The 15,653-nt window shown below is 64.2% G+C and carries 15 protein-coding genes; 5 read left to right on the top strand and 10 right to left on the bottom strand.

Translation table 11 applies throughout. The annotated features are described in order from the left end of the window. Positions 1–64 precede the first annotated feature (64 nt). The 4 genes from kdpC to kdpF all read right to left on the bottom strand — a co-directional run bounded on the left by kdpC (position 65) and on the right by kdpF (position 4,828). Entirely contained in the window at positions 65–682 is a 618-nt protein-coding gene (gene kdpC, locus ASD75_RS12270) for a potassium-transporting ATPase subunit KdpC (protein WP_056746034.1), read from the bottom strand. Between the two features lie 173 nt (positions 683–855). After that, the gene (gene kdpB / locus ASD75_RS12265) at positions 856–2,922 is read right to left on the bottom strand and encodes a potassium-transporting ATPase subunit KdpB (protein WP_056746033.1); all 2,067 of its coding nucleotides are present in this window, start codon (positions 2,920–2,922) and stop codon (positions 856–858) included. A gap of 20 nt (positions 2,923–2,942) precedes the next feature. After that, complete coding sequence (gene kdpA / locus ASD75_RS12260) at positions 2,943–4,736, bottom strand: potassium-transporting ATPase subunit KdpA (protein WP_056746032.1); 1,794 nt, start codon at positions 4,734–4,736, stop codon at positions 2,943–2,945. Further along, the gene (kdpF, locus tag ASD75_RS12255) at positions 4,733–4,828 is read right to left on the bottom strand and encodes a K(+)-transporting ATPase subunit F (protein ID WP_056062349.1); all 96 of its coding nucleotides are present in this window, start codon (positions 4,826–4,828) and stop codon (positions 4,733–4,735) included. The genes kdpA and kdpF overlap by 4 nt, the downstream gene beginning before the upstream one ends. A 492-nt stretch (positions 4,829–5,320) precedes the next feature. Between kdpF and ASD75_RS12250 the strand changes: the two genes are divergently transcribed. Next, complete coding sequence (locus ASD75_RS12250) at positions 5,321–6,223, top strand: DMT family transporter (protein WP_056746030.1); 903 nt, start codon at positions 5,321–5,323, stop codon at positions 6,221–6,223. Between the two features lie 169 nt (positions 6,224–6,392). On the opposite strand, the gene ASD75_RS12245 is transcribed toward ASD75_RS12250, so the two are convergent. The 6 genes from ASD75_RS12245 to lptF form a co-directional block, all read right to left on the bottom strand. Further along, a complete protein-coding gene (locus ASD75_RS12245) occupies positions 6,393–6,809 on the bottom strand; it encodes a hypothetical protein (protein WP_056746028.1) in 417 nt (138 codons plus the stop codon). A 9-nt stretch (positions 6,810–6,818) separates the two neighbouring features. Beyond that, positions 6,819–7,985, bottom strand: coding sequence for a pyridoxal phosphate-dependent aminotransferase (locus ASD75_RS12240; RefSeq protein ID WP_056746026.1), 1,167 nt, complete (start codon positions 7,983–7,985; stop codon positions 6,819–6,821). A gap of 66 nt (positions 7,986–8,051) precedes the next feature. Beyond that, positions 8,052–8,993 carry a CysB family HTH-type transcriptional regulator gene (locus tag ASD75_RS12235; RefSeq protein ID WP_056746023.1) on the bottom strand — a complete coding sequence of 314 codons (942 nt, stop codon included), beginning with the start codon at positions 8,991–8,993 and terminating at the stop codon, positions 8,052–8,054. A gap of 72 nt (positions 8,994–9,065) precedes the next feature. Further along, on the bottom strand, positions 9,066–9,437 hold the full coding sequence (locus ASD75_RS12230) for a sirohydrochlorin chelatase (protein WP_056746021.1): 372 nt from the start codon (positions 9,435–9,437) through the stop codon (positions 9,066–9,068). Positions 9,438–9,464: 27 nt separating this feature from the next. Next, positions 9,465–10,574 carry an LPS export ABC transporter permease LptG gene (lptG, locus tag ASD75_RS12225; protein ID WP_056062363.1) on the bottom strand — a complete coding sequence of 370 codons (1,110 nt, stop codon included), beginning with the start codon at positions 10,572–10,574 and terminating at the stop codon, positions 9,465–9,467. Further along, positions 10,571–11,677: an LPS export ABC transporter permease LptF gene (lptF, locus tag ASD75_RS12220; protein WP_056746020.1), complete on the bottom strand. Its 1,107-nt coding sequence runs from the start codon at positions 11,675–11,677 to the stop codon at positions 10,571–10,573. The genes lptG and lptF overlap by 4 nt, the downstream gene beginning before the upstream one ends. A 23-nt stretch (positions 11,678–11,700) precedes the next feature. Between lptF and ASD75_RS12215 the strand changes: the two genes are divergently transcribed. The 4 genes from ASD75_RS12215 (at position 11,701) to ASD75_RS12200 (ending at position 15,550) form a co-directional block, all read left to right on the top strand. Then, positions 11,701–13,257, top strand: a complete 1,557-nt coding sequence (locus ASD75_RS12215; protein WP_056746018.1) for a leucyl aminopeptidase — start codon at positions 11,701–11,703, stop codon at positions 13,255–13,257. Between the two features lie 6 nt (positions 13,258–13,263). Next, entirely contained in the window at positions 13,264–13,698 is a 435-nt protein-coding gene (locus tag ASD75_RS12210; RefSeq protein ID WP_056746016.1) for a DNA polymerase III subunit chi, read from the top strand. Then, a complete protein-coding gene (locus ASD75_RS24300; RefSeq protein ID WP_082565027.1) occupies positions 13,698–14,291 on the top strand; it encodes a hypothetical protein in 594 nt (197 codons plus the stop codon). Before ASD75_RS12210 ends, ASD75_RS24300 begins: the two co-directional genes overlap by 1 nt. A 131-nt stretch (positions 14,292–14,422) precedes the next feature. Next, a complete protein-coding gene (locus ASD75_RS12200; protein ID WP_056062370.1) occupies positions 14,423–15,550 on the top strand; it encodes a branched-chain amino acid ABC transporter substrate-binding protein in 1,128 nt (375 codons plus the stop codon). Positions 15,551–15,653: the final 103 nt, after the last annotated feature.

Here is a 15,653-nt window from a genome sequence, read left to right as displayed (position 1 = left end):
CACAGTGTATCCACCAATTTGATGTCGAATAGGCCTCAAGCGCTAGTATCAATTGCGCTGATAGCTATTTATTTGATAGCGAATCGAGTGCCCGATTCAAGGCCAAAACGTTCACACGCGGCTCACCCAGCAGGCCCAGCCAGGGGGTGTCGGTGTGCTGCTGCACCAAGGCTTGCACTTGTCCCACGGGCAGGCCTCTGGCGCGGGCCACGCGTTCGCTCTGGTAGGCGGCGGCTGCCGGGCTGATGTGTGGGTCCAGCCCGCTGGCCGACGCGGTGACCAGGTCCACGGGCACGGGGCGGGTGTTGCCCGGGTCGGCGGCACGGAGCGCTTCAATGCGCGCCTTGACGGTATCGGTCAACGCCGGGTTGGTGGGGCCCAGATTGGAGCCACCCGAGGCCGATGCGTTGTAGGGCATGGGCGCTGTGGCCGATGGGCGGCCCCAGAAGTGGCCAGGCTCGGTGAACGACTGGCCGATCAGCTCGGAGCCCACCGCCTTGCCACCCTGGGTGATGAGGCTGCCGTTGGCCTGGTGCGGGAAGGCCGTTTGTGCCACGCCGGTCACGGCCAGCGGGTAGAGCAGGCCGGTGACGATGGACAGCACGACGAACAGCGTGAGGGCAGGGCGCAGCAGGCCGCCTGGGCTGGCGGGCACGTCGTCGCGGGGGATACGGATAGGCATACGATTTTCCTTTCAATGAAATTCCGGGAGCTGCGCATCAGACTGGCGCGGCCAAGGCCAGGGGACACCGAGCAAGGGCCGCCCCGCAGCGAGGGTGTCGTCCCCCTCCCCGCGTAGCGCAGCGAAGCGAGAGGAGGGGGAAGGCGCGAAGCGACACAGGGGGAGGTCCTGGTTCAGATCAACCCGGCTGCGGCCAACACCATGTCAATCAGCTTGATGCCAATGAACGGCACCACCATGCCCCCCAGCCCATAAATGGCCAGGTTGCGGCGCAGCAGCGCGGCGGCACCCACTGCGCGGTAAGCCACGCCCTTCAAGGCCAGCGGGATCAAAAAGATGATGATCAGAGCGTTGAACACCACGGCAGACAGGATGGCCGAGGAGGGGCTGGCCAGGTGCATGAAGTTCAGGGCCGACAGCTGCGGGTAGGTGGTGACAAACGCCGCCGGGATGATGGCGAAGTACTTGGCGATGTCGTTGGCAATGCTGAAGGTGGTGAGCGAGCCGCGCGTCATCAGCATCTGCTTGCCGGTCTCCACGATCTCGATGAGCTTGGTGGGGTTGCTGTCCAGGTCTACCATGTTGCCCGCCTCCTTGGCGGCCTGGGTGCCGGTGTTCATGGCCACGGCCACGTCGGCCTGGGCCAGGGCGGGCGCATCGTTGGTGCCGTCGCCGGTCATGGCCACCAGCTGGCCATTGGCCTGGTAGCTGCGGATGAGCTGCAGCTTGGCCTCGGGTGTGGCCTCGGCCAGGAAGTCGTCCACACCCGCCTCGGCCGCAATCGCGGCGGCCGTCAGGCGGTTGTCGCCCGTCACCATCACGGTCTTGATGCCCATGCGGCGCAGCTCGGCAAAGCGCTCCTTGATGCCGCCCTTGACCACGTCTTTGAGCTCCACCACGCCCAGCACATGGGCACCATCGGCCACCACCAGCGGGGTGCTGCCACGGCGCGATACATCGTCCACCGCCGTCTGCACGGCGGTAGGAAAGCGCCCGCCCAGGGCCTCCACATGCTTGCGAATGGCATCTGCCGCGCCCTTGCGCAGCAGGCGGGGGCCGGGCAAGTCCACCCCGCTCATGCGGGTTTGCGCCGTAAAGGGCACAAACACCGCCTGCAGGCTGGAAAGGTCACGTTCGCGCAGGTTGAACTTCTGCTTGGCCAGCACCACGATGCTGCGGCCTTCGGGGGTTTCGTCGGCCAGCGATGCGAGCTGGGCGGCATCGGCCAATGCGGCATCGGTCACACCTGGAGCAGACACGAACTGGCTGGCCTGGCGGTTGCCCAGGGTGATGGTGCCGGTCTTGTCCAGCAGCAGCACGTCCACATCGCCCGCAGCCTCCACCGCGCGGCCCGAGGTGGCGATCACATTGGCCTGCATCATGCGGCTCATGCCCGCCACGCCAATGGCGCTGAGCAAGCCTGCAATGGTGGTGGGGATCAGGCACACCAGCAGCGCCACCAGCACCACCAGGCTCACAGGCTCGCCCGCGCCGCTGGCCTGCACGCTGAACAGCGAGAACGGCAGCAGCGTAACCACCACACCCAGGAACACGATGGTGAGCGCCACCAGCAGGATGGTCAGCGCGATCTCGTTGGGTGTCTTGTGGCGTTTGGCGTTCTCCACCATGGCGATCATGCGGTCGACAAAGGTCTCGCCAGGGTTCACGGCCACGCGCACCACGATCCAGTCGGACAGCACGCGGGTGCCGCCGGTCACGGCCGAGAAGTCGCCGCCGGATTCGCGGATCACCGGGGCCGATTCGCCCGTGATGGCACTTTCGTCCACCGACGCCACCCCGTCGATCACCTCGCCGTCGGCGGGAATGGTGTCACCGGCTTCCACCAGCACCACGTCGCCCTTGCGCAGGTGGGCGGCCTCCAGCGGCAGCCAGGTCATGGCAGTGCGTGGGGTGGTGCGGTCAAACTGGCCGTCCAGCTTTTTGGCCCAGGTCTGCTTTTTCAGGCCGCGCAGCGAGGCCGCCTGGGCCTTGCTGCGGCCTTCGGCCATGGCCTCGGCAAAGTTGGCGAACAGGACGGTGAACCACAGCCACAGGGCGACTGCAGCCGTGAAGCCCTCGGGCTTGCTGGCCGCCAGCGCGGTGGTGAAGGCGCTGCCCACGTACACCACAAACATCACCGGGTTGCGCCATTGCACGCGCGGGTCCAGCTTCTTGAAAGCCTCCAGCAGCGCGGGGCGTACCAGGGCGGGGTCAAACAGGGTCAATGTTTTGCGAGTCATCACAATCTCCCAGCCATTTCTTAACGGGGTGTGAGCACGAGATGCTCTACCACCGGGCCCAGCGCGAGGGCGGGCACATAGTTCAGCAACCCCACCAGCAGCACCACGCCCGCCAGCAGCGCCACAAACAGCGGGCCGTGGGTGGGCAAGGTGCCATCGGTGGCGGTAGCGCGCTTCTTGGCGGCGAGGGACCCAGCCATGGCCAGCACCGGCACGATCACGCCAAAGCGGCCCAACCACATGGCCACGGCCAGCAGCACGTTGTAGAAGGGGGTGTTGGCCGACAGGCCAGCGAAGGCGCTGCCGTTGTTGTTGGCGGCGGAAGACAGCGCGTACAGCACCTGGCTGAAGCCGTGTGCGCCAGGGTTGGAGAGGCCTGCGCGGCCTGCCTCGCTCATCACCGCCACGGCCGTGCCCAGCAGCACCAGCAGGGGCGTGACCAGGATGGCGATGGAGACGAGCTTCATCTCATGCGTCTCGATTTTCTTGCCCAGGTACTCGGGTGTGCGGCCAATCATCAGCCCGGCGATGAACACCGCCATGATGGCGAACACCAGCATGCCGTACAGGCCCGAGCCGACACCGCCAAACACCACCTCGCCCATCTGCATCAGCACCATGGGCACCATGCCGCCCAGGGGTGTGAAGCTGTCGTGCATCGCAATCACCGCGCCGCAGCTGGCGGCTGTGGTGATGACGGCGAACAGGGCCGAGGTGGCGATGCCAAAGCGCGTTTCCTTGCCTTCCATGTTGCCGCCTGCCTGCAGGGCGCTGGCAGTTTGGTCTACACCCAGCGATGCCAGCAGTGGGTTGCCTTGCTGCTCGAAGGCGGTGGCAGCTACCACGGCGACCACAAACAGCAGACTCATCGTGGCCAGAATCGTCCAGCCCTGGCGCTCATCGCCCACCATGCGGCCAAACACCAGGCACAGTGCGGCGGGGATGAGGAAGATCGCCAGCATCTGCAACAGGTTGCTGGCGGCCGAGGGGTTCTCGAACGGGTGGGCCGAGTTGGCGTTGAAGAAGCCGCCACCGTTGGTGCCCAGCATCTTGATGGCCAACTGCGAGGCCACGGGGCCCATGGCCAGCGTCTGGGTGGTTTGTGTGGCGGGCTCGGTGACCGGAGCGCCCTGGGCGTCCAGCACCGGCTGGCCTGCGCTATCGAGCTTGGGGGCGTCGTAGTGGACAGGCTCCAGCGTCTGCACTGGCGTGTAAGGCGACAGGTTCTGGATCACGCCCTGGCCTGCAAACACCACCGCCAACACCAGCGACAGGGGCAGCAGCACCCAGAGCGTGGCGCGGGTCAGGTCGGCCCACACATTGCCAATGGATTGTGCTGAGTGCCTTGAAAAGCCACGCACCAGCGCTATGACCACCACCAAGCCCGTGGCGGCAGACAGAAAGTTCTGCACCGTCAGCGCCAGCATCTGCGTGAGGTAGCTCATGGTGCTCTCGCCGCCATAGCCTTGCCAGTTGGTGTTGGTGACGAAACTGATGGCCGTGTTGAAGGCCGAATCGGGTGCCACCCCAGCCATGCCCTGAGGATTGAGCGGCAGCACCGCTTGCCAGCGCTGCAGCGCATACACCGCCAGCACGCCCAGGCCGTTGAACACCAGCAGGCCCAGCGCGTAGCGCAGCCAGCCGGTCTCTTCATCGGGCCGCACGCCTGCCAGTCGGAACAGCGGGCCTTCCAGCCGCCGCCCGAGGGCAAAGCGTCCCGCCATCACGGTGTCGATGTAACGCGCCAGCGGCCAAGCCAGCACCAGCAGCAGTGCCATGAACACTGCCAATTGCAGCCAGGCACCGGTGCTCATGAAAAGTCCTCCGGCCGCAGCAGCACGGCGATCAGGTACACCAAAAGCGCAGCGGCGAGCACGGCCGCCAGAATCATCCAGCCGCTGGTCATGACCGTCCCCCTTGTGCTTGGCGTTGCAGCAGCGCGCAACCCTTGGCCAAGCCATAGACGGCCAGCCAGAGCAGGCCTCCCACCGCCATCAATATCCAGTCCATAGCGTCCTCCTTGAGACATGGACCGATGCTAGGAACGGCCGCATCAAGATGGGCGCAAGAGTGCGGTGTGGGGTATCAAGATCGCATCAAGATGCGCGGGCGCCAGGTCTGGCTGGCAGAAAGATGTATGGCAATTTGCTATTGAATTTATAGCTGTATGCGCATGATATTCAAGCGCTACAGACCATTTCTATTCAGAGTTTTGCCTTAAAGCGCGGGTTTACTGGTTCTCGCACCGGTTTCGGGCGTCAGCACGCCCGGCAGGTGTGGCGCACCTTGAGGTCTGTCCGTTCTCCCAACGGGTCATTAGAGAACGCTCACATTGGCCTGCAGCAAAAGCGCTCGCAAGCTGCGATCATCCCCACCCTGCATCACGCTTCTGTTCTCCATGACCCAGGCCACACCGCTCCGTCCCAGCGCTTCCAGTCCGCTCGATTCCCTCGTCCCTCTGCTGTTTGTGGCGCTCTGGAGCACCGGCTTTATCGGCGCCAAGCTGGGGCTGCCGTATGTGGAGCCGCTGACCTTTCTGGCGCTGCGGTTTGCCATCGTCATCGTGCTCATGCTCGCGGTGGTGGCCGTAGCGCGTGCGCCGTGGCCGCCTTCGGGCAGGGCCTGGCTGCACATCGGGGTGTCGGGCCTGCTGGTGCACGGTGTGTACCTGGGCGGGGTGTTCATGGCCATCGGGCACGGGCTGCCGTCGGGCATTACAGCGCTGGTGGTGGGGTTGCAGCCGCTGCTGACAGCCCTGGTGGCCGGGGCTTTGCTGGGCGAGAAGGTGCGGCCTGCCCAGTGGGCGGGCCTGGCCCTGGGCTTCACCGGCGTGGCGCTGGTGGTGGCCGGCAAGGTGGCTACCGTGCCGGCGGGTGCTTTGCTGGGCATGCTGCTGCCGGCGGTGGTCGCGCTGCTGGGCATCACGGCGGGCACGCTGTACCAGAAGCGGTTTTGCCCCTCGTTCGACTTGCGTACGGGCTCCGTCATTCAGTACCTGCCGTGTGCGGTGGCCATGGCTGCGGTCGCCTACGCCACCGAATCCATGACCATATCGTGGACCGGCGAGTTTGTGTTTGCGCTGGGCTGGCTGGTGCTGGTGCTCTCACTGGGGGCCGTGAGCCTGTTGAACCTGCTCATCCGCCGGGGCGGTGCGGTGAACGTTGCCAGCTTGTTTTACCTTACCCCCCCGACTACAGCGCTGATCGCGTGGGCTATGTTTGGCGAGACGCTCAGCGGCTGGGCACTGGCGGGGATGGGGTTGGCTGCGGCGGGTGTGTGGCTGGCGCGGCAGACAAGGTGAGGCGGGCGTTCACCGGAGTGCTTCCATTTTGAAACATGCTGGATTGCGCTGCTGTTTGAACTTCCAGGTGCTGAATTTGCTTCAGTATTTGTGGCTTTTTGCTCTTGATGGAAGGGCGCAAATGCCTGCTTTCAATCAATGAACTCAGCACCGGACGGCGTGGTGCCCTTCAGGCCGCGGGATACACGGCAACGATTTTCAGCGGCCCCGAAATAGAAAGCCCGCTGAAACCCATGGGGGACTCCAGCGCAGACACATGGCCGCCCTCCGCCCACACATCCACCAGCGTGTCTTTCGCTCCAAACTTGCAGGCAATGGTGGCGATGCGGAATGTGTCCGTGCGAGCAAACAGAAGCGGTGCCGGCCATCGGACCTGAAACCAGCGTTTGCACTGGAATTCGATGCGCTTCCAGTCGGATGGGCGGCGAATGTTGTTGATGCAGTCCACCTGCATCGCCAGTAGCACCGCCTCAGCCGGAGGCAGTGCGGAAGCGGCGGCTTGGAGCAGCGCTTTCTCGAACGGCAGCAGCTGGTTGGTGGGAGTCGGCGCGACGATGGGCCGGAGAGACCCGGTCAGTGCAAGCATGGCACGGCCTTAGAGTTTGCGCAGCCGCTCCAGCGCGGCGCGCAGCGTCTCATCCTTCTTGGCAAAGCAGAACCGCACCACGCGCTGGTCAAATCCGTCGCCATAAAACGCCGACAACGGAATCGCCGCCACGCCCACCTCGCGGGTGAGCCACTGGCAGAAATCGGCCTCGTTCAAATCGCTGATCGCCGAAATGTCCACGCACTGGAAGTAGCTGCCGGTGCTGGGCAGCAGCTTGAAGCGCGAGCCCGCCAAGCCCTCGCGGAACAGGTCGCGTTTGGCCTGGTAGAACGCGGGCAGTTGCAGATAGGGCGTGGGGTCTTGCAGGTAGGCCGCCAGGCCATGCTGCACCGGCGTGTTGACGGTGAACACGTTGAACTGGTGCACCTTGCGGAACTCGGCCGTCAGTGCGGCAGGGGCGGCCACGGTGCCGACCTTCCAGCCGGTGACGTGGAAGGTCTTGCCAAAGCTCGACACGATGAAGGCACGCGCGGCGAGGCCGGGAAAGCGCGCGGCGCTCTGGTGCTCGACACCGTCGAACACCATGTGTTCGTACACCTCGTCGCTGATGAGCAGGATGTCGGTGGGGGCGAGCAGGTCTTCCAGCTGGCGCATTTCCTCGGCCGTCCAGATGGTGGCGCTGGGGTTGTGCGGGCTGTTGATGAGGATGGCGCGGGTGCGGGGTGTGATGGCCGCGCTGATCTTGGCGAAGTCGGGCCGGAAGGTGCCGGGTGTGAGCGGTACGCGCACGGCCTTGCCGCCGGCCAGCTCGATGTTGGGCACATAGCTGTCGTAGCACGGGTCGAGCACGATCACCTCGTCACCCGGGTGCACGATGGCCAGGATGGCGGTGATGATGGCCTGCGTGGCACCGGCGGTGATGGTGATTTCGGTGTTGGGGTTGTAGGCGCGGCCATGCAGTGTCTCGATCTTGCGGGCCACGGCTTCGCGCAGGGCGGGCACACCGGTCATGGGCGGGTACTGGTTGTGGCCGGCTTGCATGGCGGCGGTGACAGCGTTCACCAGCTCGGGCGCGCATTCAAAGTCAGGAAAGCCCTGGCCCAGGTTCACCGCCTTGTGTTCGGTGGCCAGCGCCGACATCACGGTGAAGATGGTGGTGCCGACGTTGGGCAGCTTGCTGGGGAAGGCGGGTGTGCGGGCGGTGGTGGAGGTCATGGCGCAGCAGCTTGGAAAACGGGGGAATTCTGGAAGAGTCAGAAGGCTTCTGGTGGAGAGCGCAAGTCAGAGTTCGTAATCGTTGACGTGCCCAGTCATTGCACGGGCAATCAGCTCGCGGCTCAGGCGGTCGCTGAGCAGCTCGGCAAACTTGTAGACAAAGTTGCGCAGGTAGGCGCCGCGCTTGAAGGCCACGCGGGCCACGCTCTGCCCAAACAAGTGACCCACGGGGCGCACGGCCAGGTCGCCCACCGGGTCGTCGCGCATGGCCATCTCGGCCACGATGCCGATGCCCAGGCCCAGGCGCACATAGGTCTTGATCACGTCAGAGTCGATGGCTTCGAGCACGATGCGGGGCGTGAGCTTGCGCGCTGCAAAGGCGTGATCGATCTTGCCGCGCCCGGTGAAGGAGGGGTGGTAGGTGATCAGCGCTTCGTGCGCAAGGTCGTCCAGACCGATGCGTTCCTTTTGCGCCAGAGGGTGGTCGTTGGGCACCACCAGCACGTGCTGCCATTCGTAGCAGGGCAGGGTGACAAGTTCGGGGTAGTCGGCCAGGGATTCGGTGGCCATGCCGATCTCGGCCACCTCGTCGATGATCATGCGGGCCACTTCGTGCGGTGTGGCCTGGTGCAGGCTCACGTTGACCTTGGGGTAGGCCTCGCGCAGGCGGGCCACAGGCATCGGCAGCACGTAGCGCGCCTGGGTGTGGGTGGTGGCGATGCTGAGGGTGCCGCTGTCTTGCGCGCTGAACTGCTCGCCAATGCGCTTCAGATTGCCTACCTCGCGCATGATGACTTCGATGCTTTTGAGCACATGCTGGCCGGGTTCGGTGATGCGCTTGAGGCGTTTGCCGTGTCGGGCGAAGATGTCCACGCCCAGTTCTTCTTCCAGCTCGATGATGGCTTTGGAGACGCCTGGCTGCGAGGTATGCAGGGCCTTGGCGGCCTCGGTCAGGTTGAGGTTGCGGCGCGCAGCCTCTTGAACGAAGCGGAATTGGTGCAGATTCATATCGAATATCGCCTAAAAGATTGCATCATTATGCTGTAATCGTCTAAGCGAATGAACCGCACCGCAGAAATTTCAGAGCGGCGGGCTTTCGCAGGCGATCTCTGCCATCAAGGCCGTCATGCGTGGATCCTCCCCGATGGCGGCCTGGACGTGGAATTGCACGGCGGGGTGGGCGGTGCGCAGCTCCTGCACCAGCAGGGGCAAATCCTCCCGCGCGTGTTTGCCGGTGCCCAGAAACATCGGAACCACCGTGACGGCGGTGGCCCCATCGGCCACCAGTTGCCGGACGGCGTCCGGCAGGGCTGGTTCACACAGTTCCAGGTAGGCACAGATGGCTCGGCGGCCCGGACTTTGCGCTGCAATGCGCGTTGCGACTGCCTCCATAGGGGCGCGCCACAGGGGGTCTCGGGACCCGTGGGCAAACAGGACGATGGCGTGGGTCATGGGGCGGGGCGGGGCGAGGTCAGGGTGTCAGCGTCTCAGCACCAGCCAGCCAAAGGCCGCCAGCGAGAGCAGGGAGTAGATCAGGCCGGGCGCCGCCGCTGTCAGCCATGGCGACCAGTTTTGCAGGTTGCCCGCATAGCCAAAGACGTTGTTGAGCAGGAAGAAGCTGATGCCCGCCATCACGCCGCCGAACACGTAGCCCGCGATGCCGCCCGAGCGGAAATGCAGGTACGCAAAAGGCAGCGCCAGCACCACCATCACCAGACAGCTCAAGGGGTAGAACACCTTGCGCCAAAACTCGATCTCGTACTTTTGGGCAGACTGGCCGTTGGCGTTCAGGTGCCGGATGAACTGAAAGAGGTCCAGAGTGGCCATGCGGTCGGGCTTGAGCAAAGAGGCTGCCACCATGTCGGCACTGATCTTGGTCGGCCACTGCAGGGAGGGGCTTTCCAGGTGCTCCACGCGGGCCTCGTTCTTGTCGCTTTGCTGTTCAAAGTGACTGCGCTGCACCTTCTCCAGGGTCCACGCTCCATCCGAGCCGAACTGCCCTGACGCGGCCCGCGTCTGCGACGCCAGACGGCCCTTGTCGTCAAACTCGAAGATGCGCACGTCCAGCATGCCGCCATTGGGGGTGAGCGCGCGCACGTTGACGGCAAAGGAGTGATCTTCCTGCCGCTCTTTGAGCCATGCGCCCGTGGCGCCTGCTGTCAGCCGCCCCAGGTAGCGCACCTTGATGAGCTGGGCGGTGCGGTCCGTCAGGGGGGCCAGGTAGTCACCGACAGCAAAGGTCAGCAGCACGAAGACGCCACCCAGCGTGAGCAGGGTGCGCAGCGCCCGCCAGGGGCCCATGCCGCTGGTGCGCATGATGGTGAACTCCGAGCTTTGGGCCAGGCGGGCCATCACAAAGATGGTGCCGATCAGCACGGTGATGGGCAGCAGTTCATACAGATGGCTGGGAATGCTGAGCACCACAAACAGCAGCGCGTGCGATAGCTGGTAGCCATCCTCCCCCGCACGGCCCACCCAGCGGAGCTCATCCACCAAGTCAAAAAAGAAGAACAGGGCCAGAAAGCCCACTGTGACGAAGGTGACGGCGCCCAGCGCCTCACGGTGGATCAGGCGGCGGATGGTTTTCATGCGGACTGCCCTCCGGCGCGCACGGACTGCCATAGCCGGCCCATCGTCCATTGGTTGTGTCGGACAGCAAGCACCAGCAGTGAGGCCGCCAGCATGCCGCCATGCAGCAGCACCATGAAACTGGTCAGGCCCAGCCGGTCCGCGCCCACCCAGCTCTGGCCCAAGGTCATGAGGTTGTAGTACACGATGAAGGCAAACAGCGCAAACACCATGCTCGTGCTGCGCGCTGCGCGTGGGTTGACGCTGGCCACAGCCAGACCCAGCAGCACAAAGTTGAGCGCGGCCAGTGCCAGGCCCAGCCGCCAGCCCAGCTCGGCGCGGTAGGCCGGCAGCGGCCGCATCACGAGGTCGTAGGTCGTGCGTGTCTTCACCGCCAGTTCTTCCGCCGCACCTGGGGCTGCACTACCGATGCGGGTGCCGTACAGGCTGAACTCGCTGATCTTCACGCCAGGCTTGTCCCGCGAGGTCTCCAGGCGCTGACCGTCGCTCAGCAGGGCCATGCGTTCACCGCCCTGGGTCTCCAGCCGGGCGCTGCGGGCGGAGGTGACGGATTCGCGTTTGCCGTCATTGGCGGCAATGAAGACGTTGTTGGCGGCCTGCGTGTCTGGGGTGTCCTTGTCGATGAAGAACACCCGGCTGCCGTTGGACGACTCCTGGAACTCGCCCGGTGCAATGCGGTCGATGTCGCTGCGCTGCTCGTAGCGGGTCTTGAGTTCCTGGATCTGGGAGTTGGCCCAAGGCCACACCAGCAGCGACAGTACGGCAATCACCACCATCACCGGCCAGGCAAAGCGCAGCAGGGGTCGCACCAGACTGATCAGGCCGCGCCCGCTGGCGAACCAGATCACCATTTCGCTGTCACGGTACATGCGCGACAGCGTGCCGACCACCGCAATGAACAGACTGAGGCTGAGAATGGTGGGCAATTGCCCCAAGACGGTGAAGCCCATGACGAGCATCACGTCGGATGGGCTGACACTGCCCTTGGAGGCCTGGCCCAGCGTGCGGATGAGCATCATGGTCATGACCACGGTCACCAGCACCACAAGGGTCGCGCCGAAGCTGCGCGCCAGCTCCTTGCGGATGGATGAATCGAATAACATTGGCTGGAAGGAAAACACCAATTATGAACTTTGATCTCAAGACCCTTGAACTTGCTGCGGCAGCCTCGGAGAAATGCGACCTGCTGATCGTCCTGCTTCCCGAGGGCTTCAAGCCGGGCAAGGACGCGCTTTCTGCTCTGGCGGCCTTGGCACTCAAGAACGGAGATCTGACCACCAAGGCGGGCAAGCACCTACAGCTGTACCAGGTGCCTGCCGTTGCAGCCCGCCGCGTGGTGCTGGTGGGGTTGGGCGATGGATCGGCGCGCGCAACGCGCCAGGCGCTGCAGGCACTGGGTGGTGCCATCAAGGCGCCCCAGACCAAGCGCGTGGTGCTGTGTTTTGCCGGCGCAGCCTCGGCGGCGTCTGTCAGCGCTGCCGTGCAGGCGGTGGCAGACGTGAGCTATGTCTACACCACCACCAAGACCAAGGCGGAGGCACGCAGCCTGAGTCGCTGTGTGGTGGGTGTGCCCGATGCCGCCGGTGCGCATGACGGGTTTGACAGCGGGGTCGCTCTGGTCGCTGGTGTGGAGTTTGCGAGGGAGTGGGGCAACCGCCCAGCCAACCATGCCACCCCCAGCCAGCTGGCGGATGCGGCCAAAACCCTGGCCAAGCTGCCACGCATCCAGTGCAAGGTCCATGGCCCGGCAGAGGTGGCGCGTCTGGGCATGGGCGCCTTCATGGCTGTGGCAAAGGGCTCTGAAGAGCCCCTGCGTTTCATCGAGCTGCGCTACAACGGCGCTGCCAAGGACCAGGCACCCATCGTGCTGGTGGGCAAGGGCATCACCTTTGACACCGGCGGCATCTCGATCAAGCCCGCGCCCGAGATGGACGAGATGAAATTCGACATGTGCGGCGCTGCCAGCGTGCTGGGCACCTTCCGCGCGCTGGGCGAACTGCAGCCTGCCATCAATGTGGTGGGCCTGATCCCCGCCTGCGAAAACATGCCGGACGGGCGTTCTGTCAAACCTGGCGATGTGGTCACCAGCATGAGCGGCCAGACCATCGAGATTTTGAACACCGACGCGGAGGGGCGCCTGGTATTGTGTGATGCGTTGACCTATGCAGCGCGATTCAAGCCTGCCGCCGTGGTGGATATTGCGACGCTGACCGGCGCCTGCGTGATCGCGTTGGGGGGCGTACGCAGTGGTTTGTTTGCCAATAACGACGGTCTGGCGGAGTCCTTGCAGGCAGCTGGTGAGGCCGCGCAAGACCTCTGCTGGCGCATGCCGCTGGACGATGACTATGCAGATGGCTTGAAGAGCAACTTTGCCGATATGGGCAACGTGGCGGGCCGTGCGGGTGGCTCCATCACCGCTGCCAAGTTCTTGCAGAAGTTCGTCGGCGACATGCCCTGGGCTCACCTGGACATTGCGGGTACTGCCTGGAAGGGAGGCGCGGCCAAGGGTTCCACAGGACGCCCGGTTGGCCTGCTGGTGCACTATGTGCTGGAGCAGTCCAGGTCGCAGGTCCGACAAGCCAAGGCACCCAAGTCCGCGTCACGCTCCGTGACCAGGACGGCCGCTGCTGGAGCTGTGGGCAAGCCAGCCGCCAAGCGGTCCTCCAGCACCAAGGCTGCGTGACGCGTCATGACCGAGGTAGCCTTTCACTTCAACGCACCCGACAAGCTGGCCTACGCATGCCGGTTTGCGCGCAAGGTGCAGCGCAGCGGGGCTCGTTTGGTCATTGCCGCGCCTGCGGATGCGCTTCAGGCGCTGGACCGCATGCTCTGGTTGTTGGCCCCGCAGGACTTTGTGGCCCATTGCCACGCCGACTCGGACGAGGAGCTGGTTCAGGCCTCTCCGGTGTTGCTGGCGCAGGATGCACGCCTGGCACTGCATCACGAAGTGCTGTTGAACCTGAATGCGGAAGTCCCGGAAGGTTTTGGCCGGTTTGACCGTCTGGTCGAAGTGGTAAGCGCCCAAGACGAAGCTGACCGTGCCCAGGCACGTGCGCGCTGGCGCCACTACGCGTCCCGGGGTTACGCCATTACCCGCCATGATCTGGTGTTGAAAGCGGGATGATGGCGCTCCCACCCAAAACCCCTCCGCGGTTTGTACCCACGCTCACCGAAGTGGTGCAGGTGCCTGGCGTGGCGCCCCTCGCGCCGGGGGCTTCAAATCCGGCGGTCCGCACCACCGTCCTGTCGCCGTCGCAGTCTGTGGCGTTGGCCAGGCCTGCATTGCCCACTGCGCGACCGGCTGGTGCGGCGCAGGTCGCTGCGCCCCCCGCCACAGAGCGTCCTGTGGCCTCTCCGGTGGCTGCGCCAATCCCTGTGGCCGCTCCCCCGGCATCACGTTCTACGTTATCCCATGTCCAACCTCGCCCGGCGGTTCATGCTGCCACCCCTGCTGGCCCAAAGCCAGGGGCTGCGCCCGTTGCGGCCCGCGCCTTGCCAGATGGGATGGAGGAGTACATGGTGCACCGCGTCATGCAGCGCGTGGATGTAGTGCTGGACCAGCGCTTGCGCGAAGCAATCGCCACAGTGGTGCAGGAGCAGACGCGGTCAGTGCTTCCGCGTCTGCGCGAAGAGATCGAATCGGTGGTACGGCATGCGGTGTACGAGGCGGTGGCGGACGAGCTGGCTAGTGGTGCGCCCCCTGTGGCCAAGGGATGACAGGGTATTCCCCTGTGGTTTCTCTTGCGTTTAATCGTGTTCCCTAATGATCTGGCCCGTAAATTGCGATATGTTCGCCTGCGTTGAGACACAAGAAGATTCTCAGCGTTTATCTTTACTGGAGATTTGATATGCAATTGAAGTTGAAACTGACCGTGGTTGCTGCTATCGCGGCTGTTGCTGGTGTGGCCTCTGCACAAGAGCAGGTGGTCAAGATCGGCCACGTGGCTCCGGTTTCCGGCGCCCAAGCCCACTACGGCAAGGACAACGAAAATGGCGCCCGCATGGCCATTGAAGAGCTGAACGCTCAAGGCGTCACCATCGGCGGCAAGAAGATCAAGTTCGAGCTGCAGGCTGAAGATGACGCTGCCGATCCAAAGCAGGGCACTGCTGCCGCACAAAAGCTGTGCGACTCCAAGGTCGCTGGCGTTGTAGGCCACCTCAACTCCGGTACGACGATCCCCGCCTCCAAGGTGTACAACGATTGCGGCATCCCCATGGTGACGGGCGCTGCGACCAACCCCAACCTGACCAAGCCTGGCTACAAGACCACGTTCCGTATCATCGCCAACGACAACGCCCTGGGCGCTGGTCTGGCTTTCTACGCTGTGGACACGCTGAAGCTCAAGACCGTTGCCATTATCGATGACCGTACTGCTTACGGCCAAGGTGTTGCCGACGTGTTCAAGAAGACCGCTACGGCCAAGGGCATGAAGGTGGTGGACGAGCAGTTCACGACCGACAAGGCCACGGACTTCATGGCCATCCTGACCGCCATCAAGGCCAAGAACCCTGATGCCGTGTTCTACGGTGGTATGGACCCTCAAGCCGGTCCCATGCTGCGCCAGATGGAACAGCTGGGCATGGCCAACGTCAAGTACTTCGGTGGTGACGGCGTCTGCACGTCCGAAATCGCCAAGCTGGCTGCCGGTGCCAAGACCCTGGCTAACGTGATCTGCGCGGAAGGCGGCTCCTCGCTGGCCAAGATGCCTGGCGGTACGGCCTGGAAGGCCAAGTACGACGCCAAGTACCCCAACCAGTTCCAGGTGTACAGCCCCTACACCTATGACGCCACGTTCCTGCTGGTGGACGCTATGAAGCGCGCCAACTCCGTGGACCCCAAGGTGTACGTGAACGAACTCGCCAAGTCCAACTTCAAGGGCGTGACCTCCACCATCGCCTTCGAACCCAACGGCGAAATGAAGAACCCAGCGATCACGCTGTACGTCTACAAGGACGGCAAGAAGACACCTCTGTAATTGGAGTGTTGCTTTCTGCTGCGGGGCATTTCGGTGCCTTGCAGCAATCGCAAAAAAGGCTTCCCTCGGGAAGCCTTTTTTAATTGCGCGGTGTAGTCAGCGT

Origin of the sequence: Acidovorax sp. Root568, assembly GCF_001427445.1 — a bacterium.
Taxonomy (GTDB): Bacteria; Pseudomonadota; Gammaproteobacteria; order Burkholderiales; family Burkholderiaceae_C; genus Acidovorax; species Acidovorax delafieldii.
Note: the sequence above shows the minus strand (reverse complement) of the source record. Positions and strands in the feature narration are given on the sequence as shown.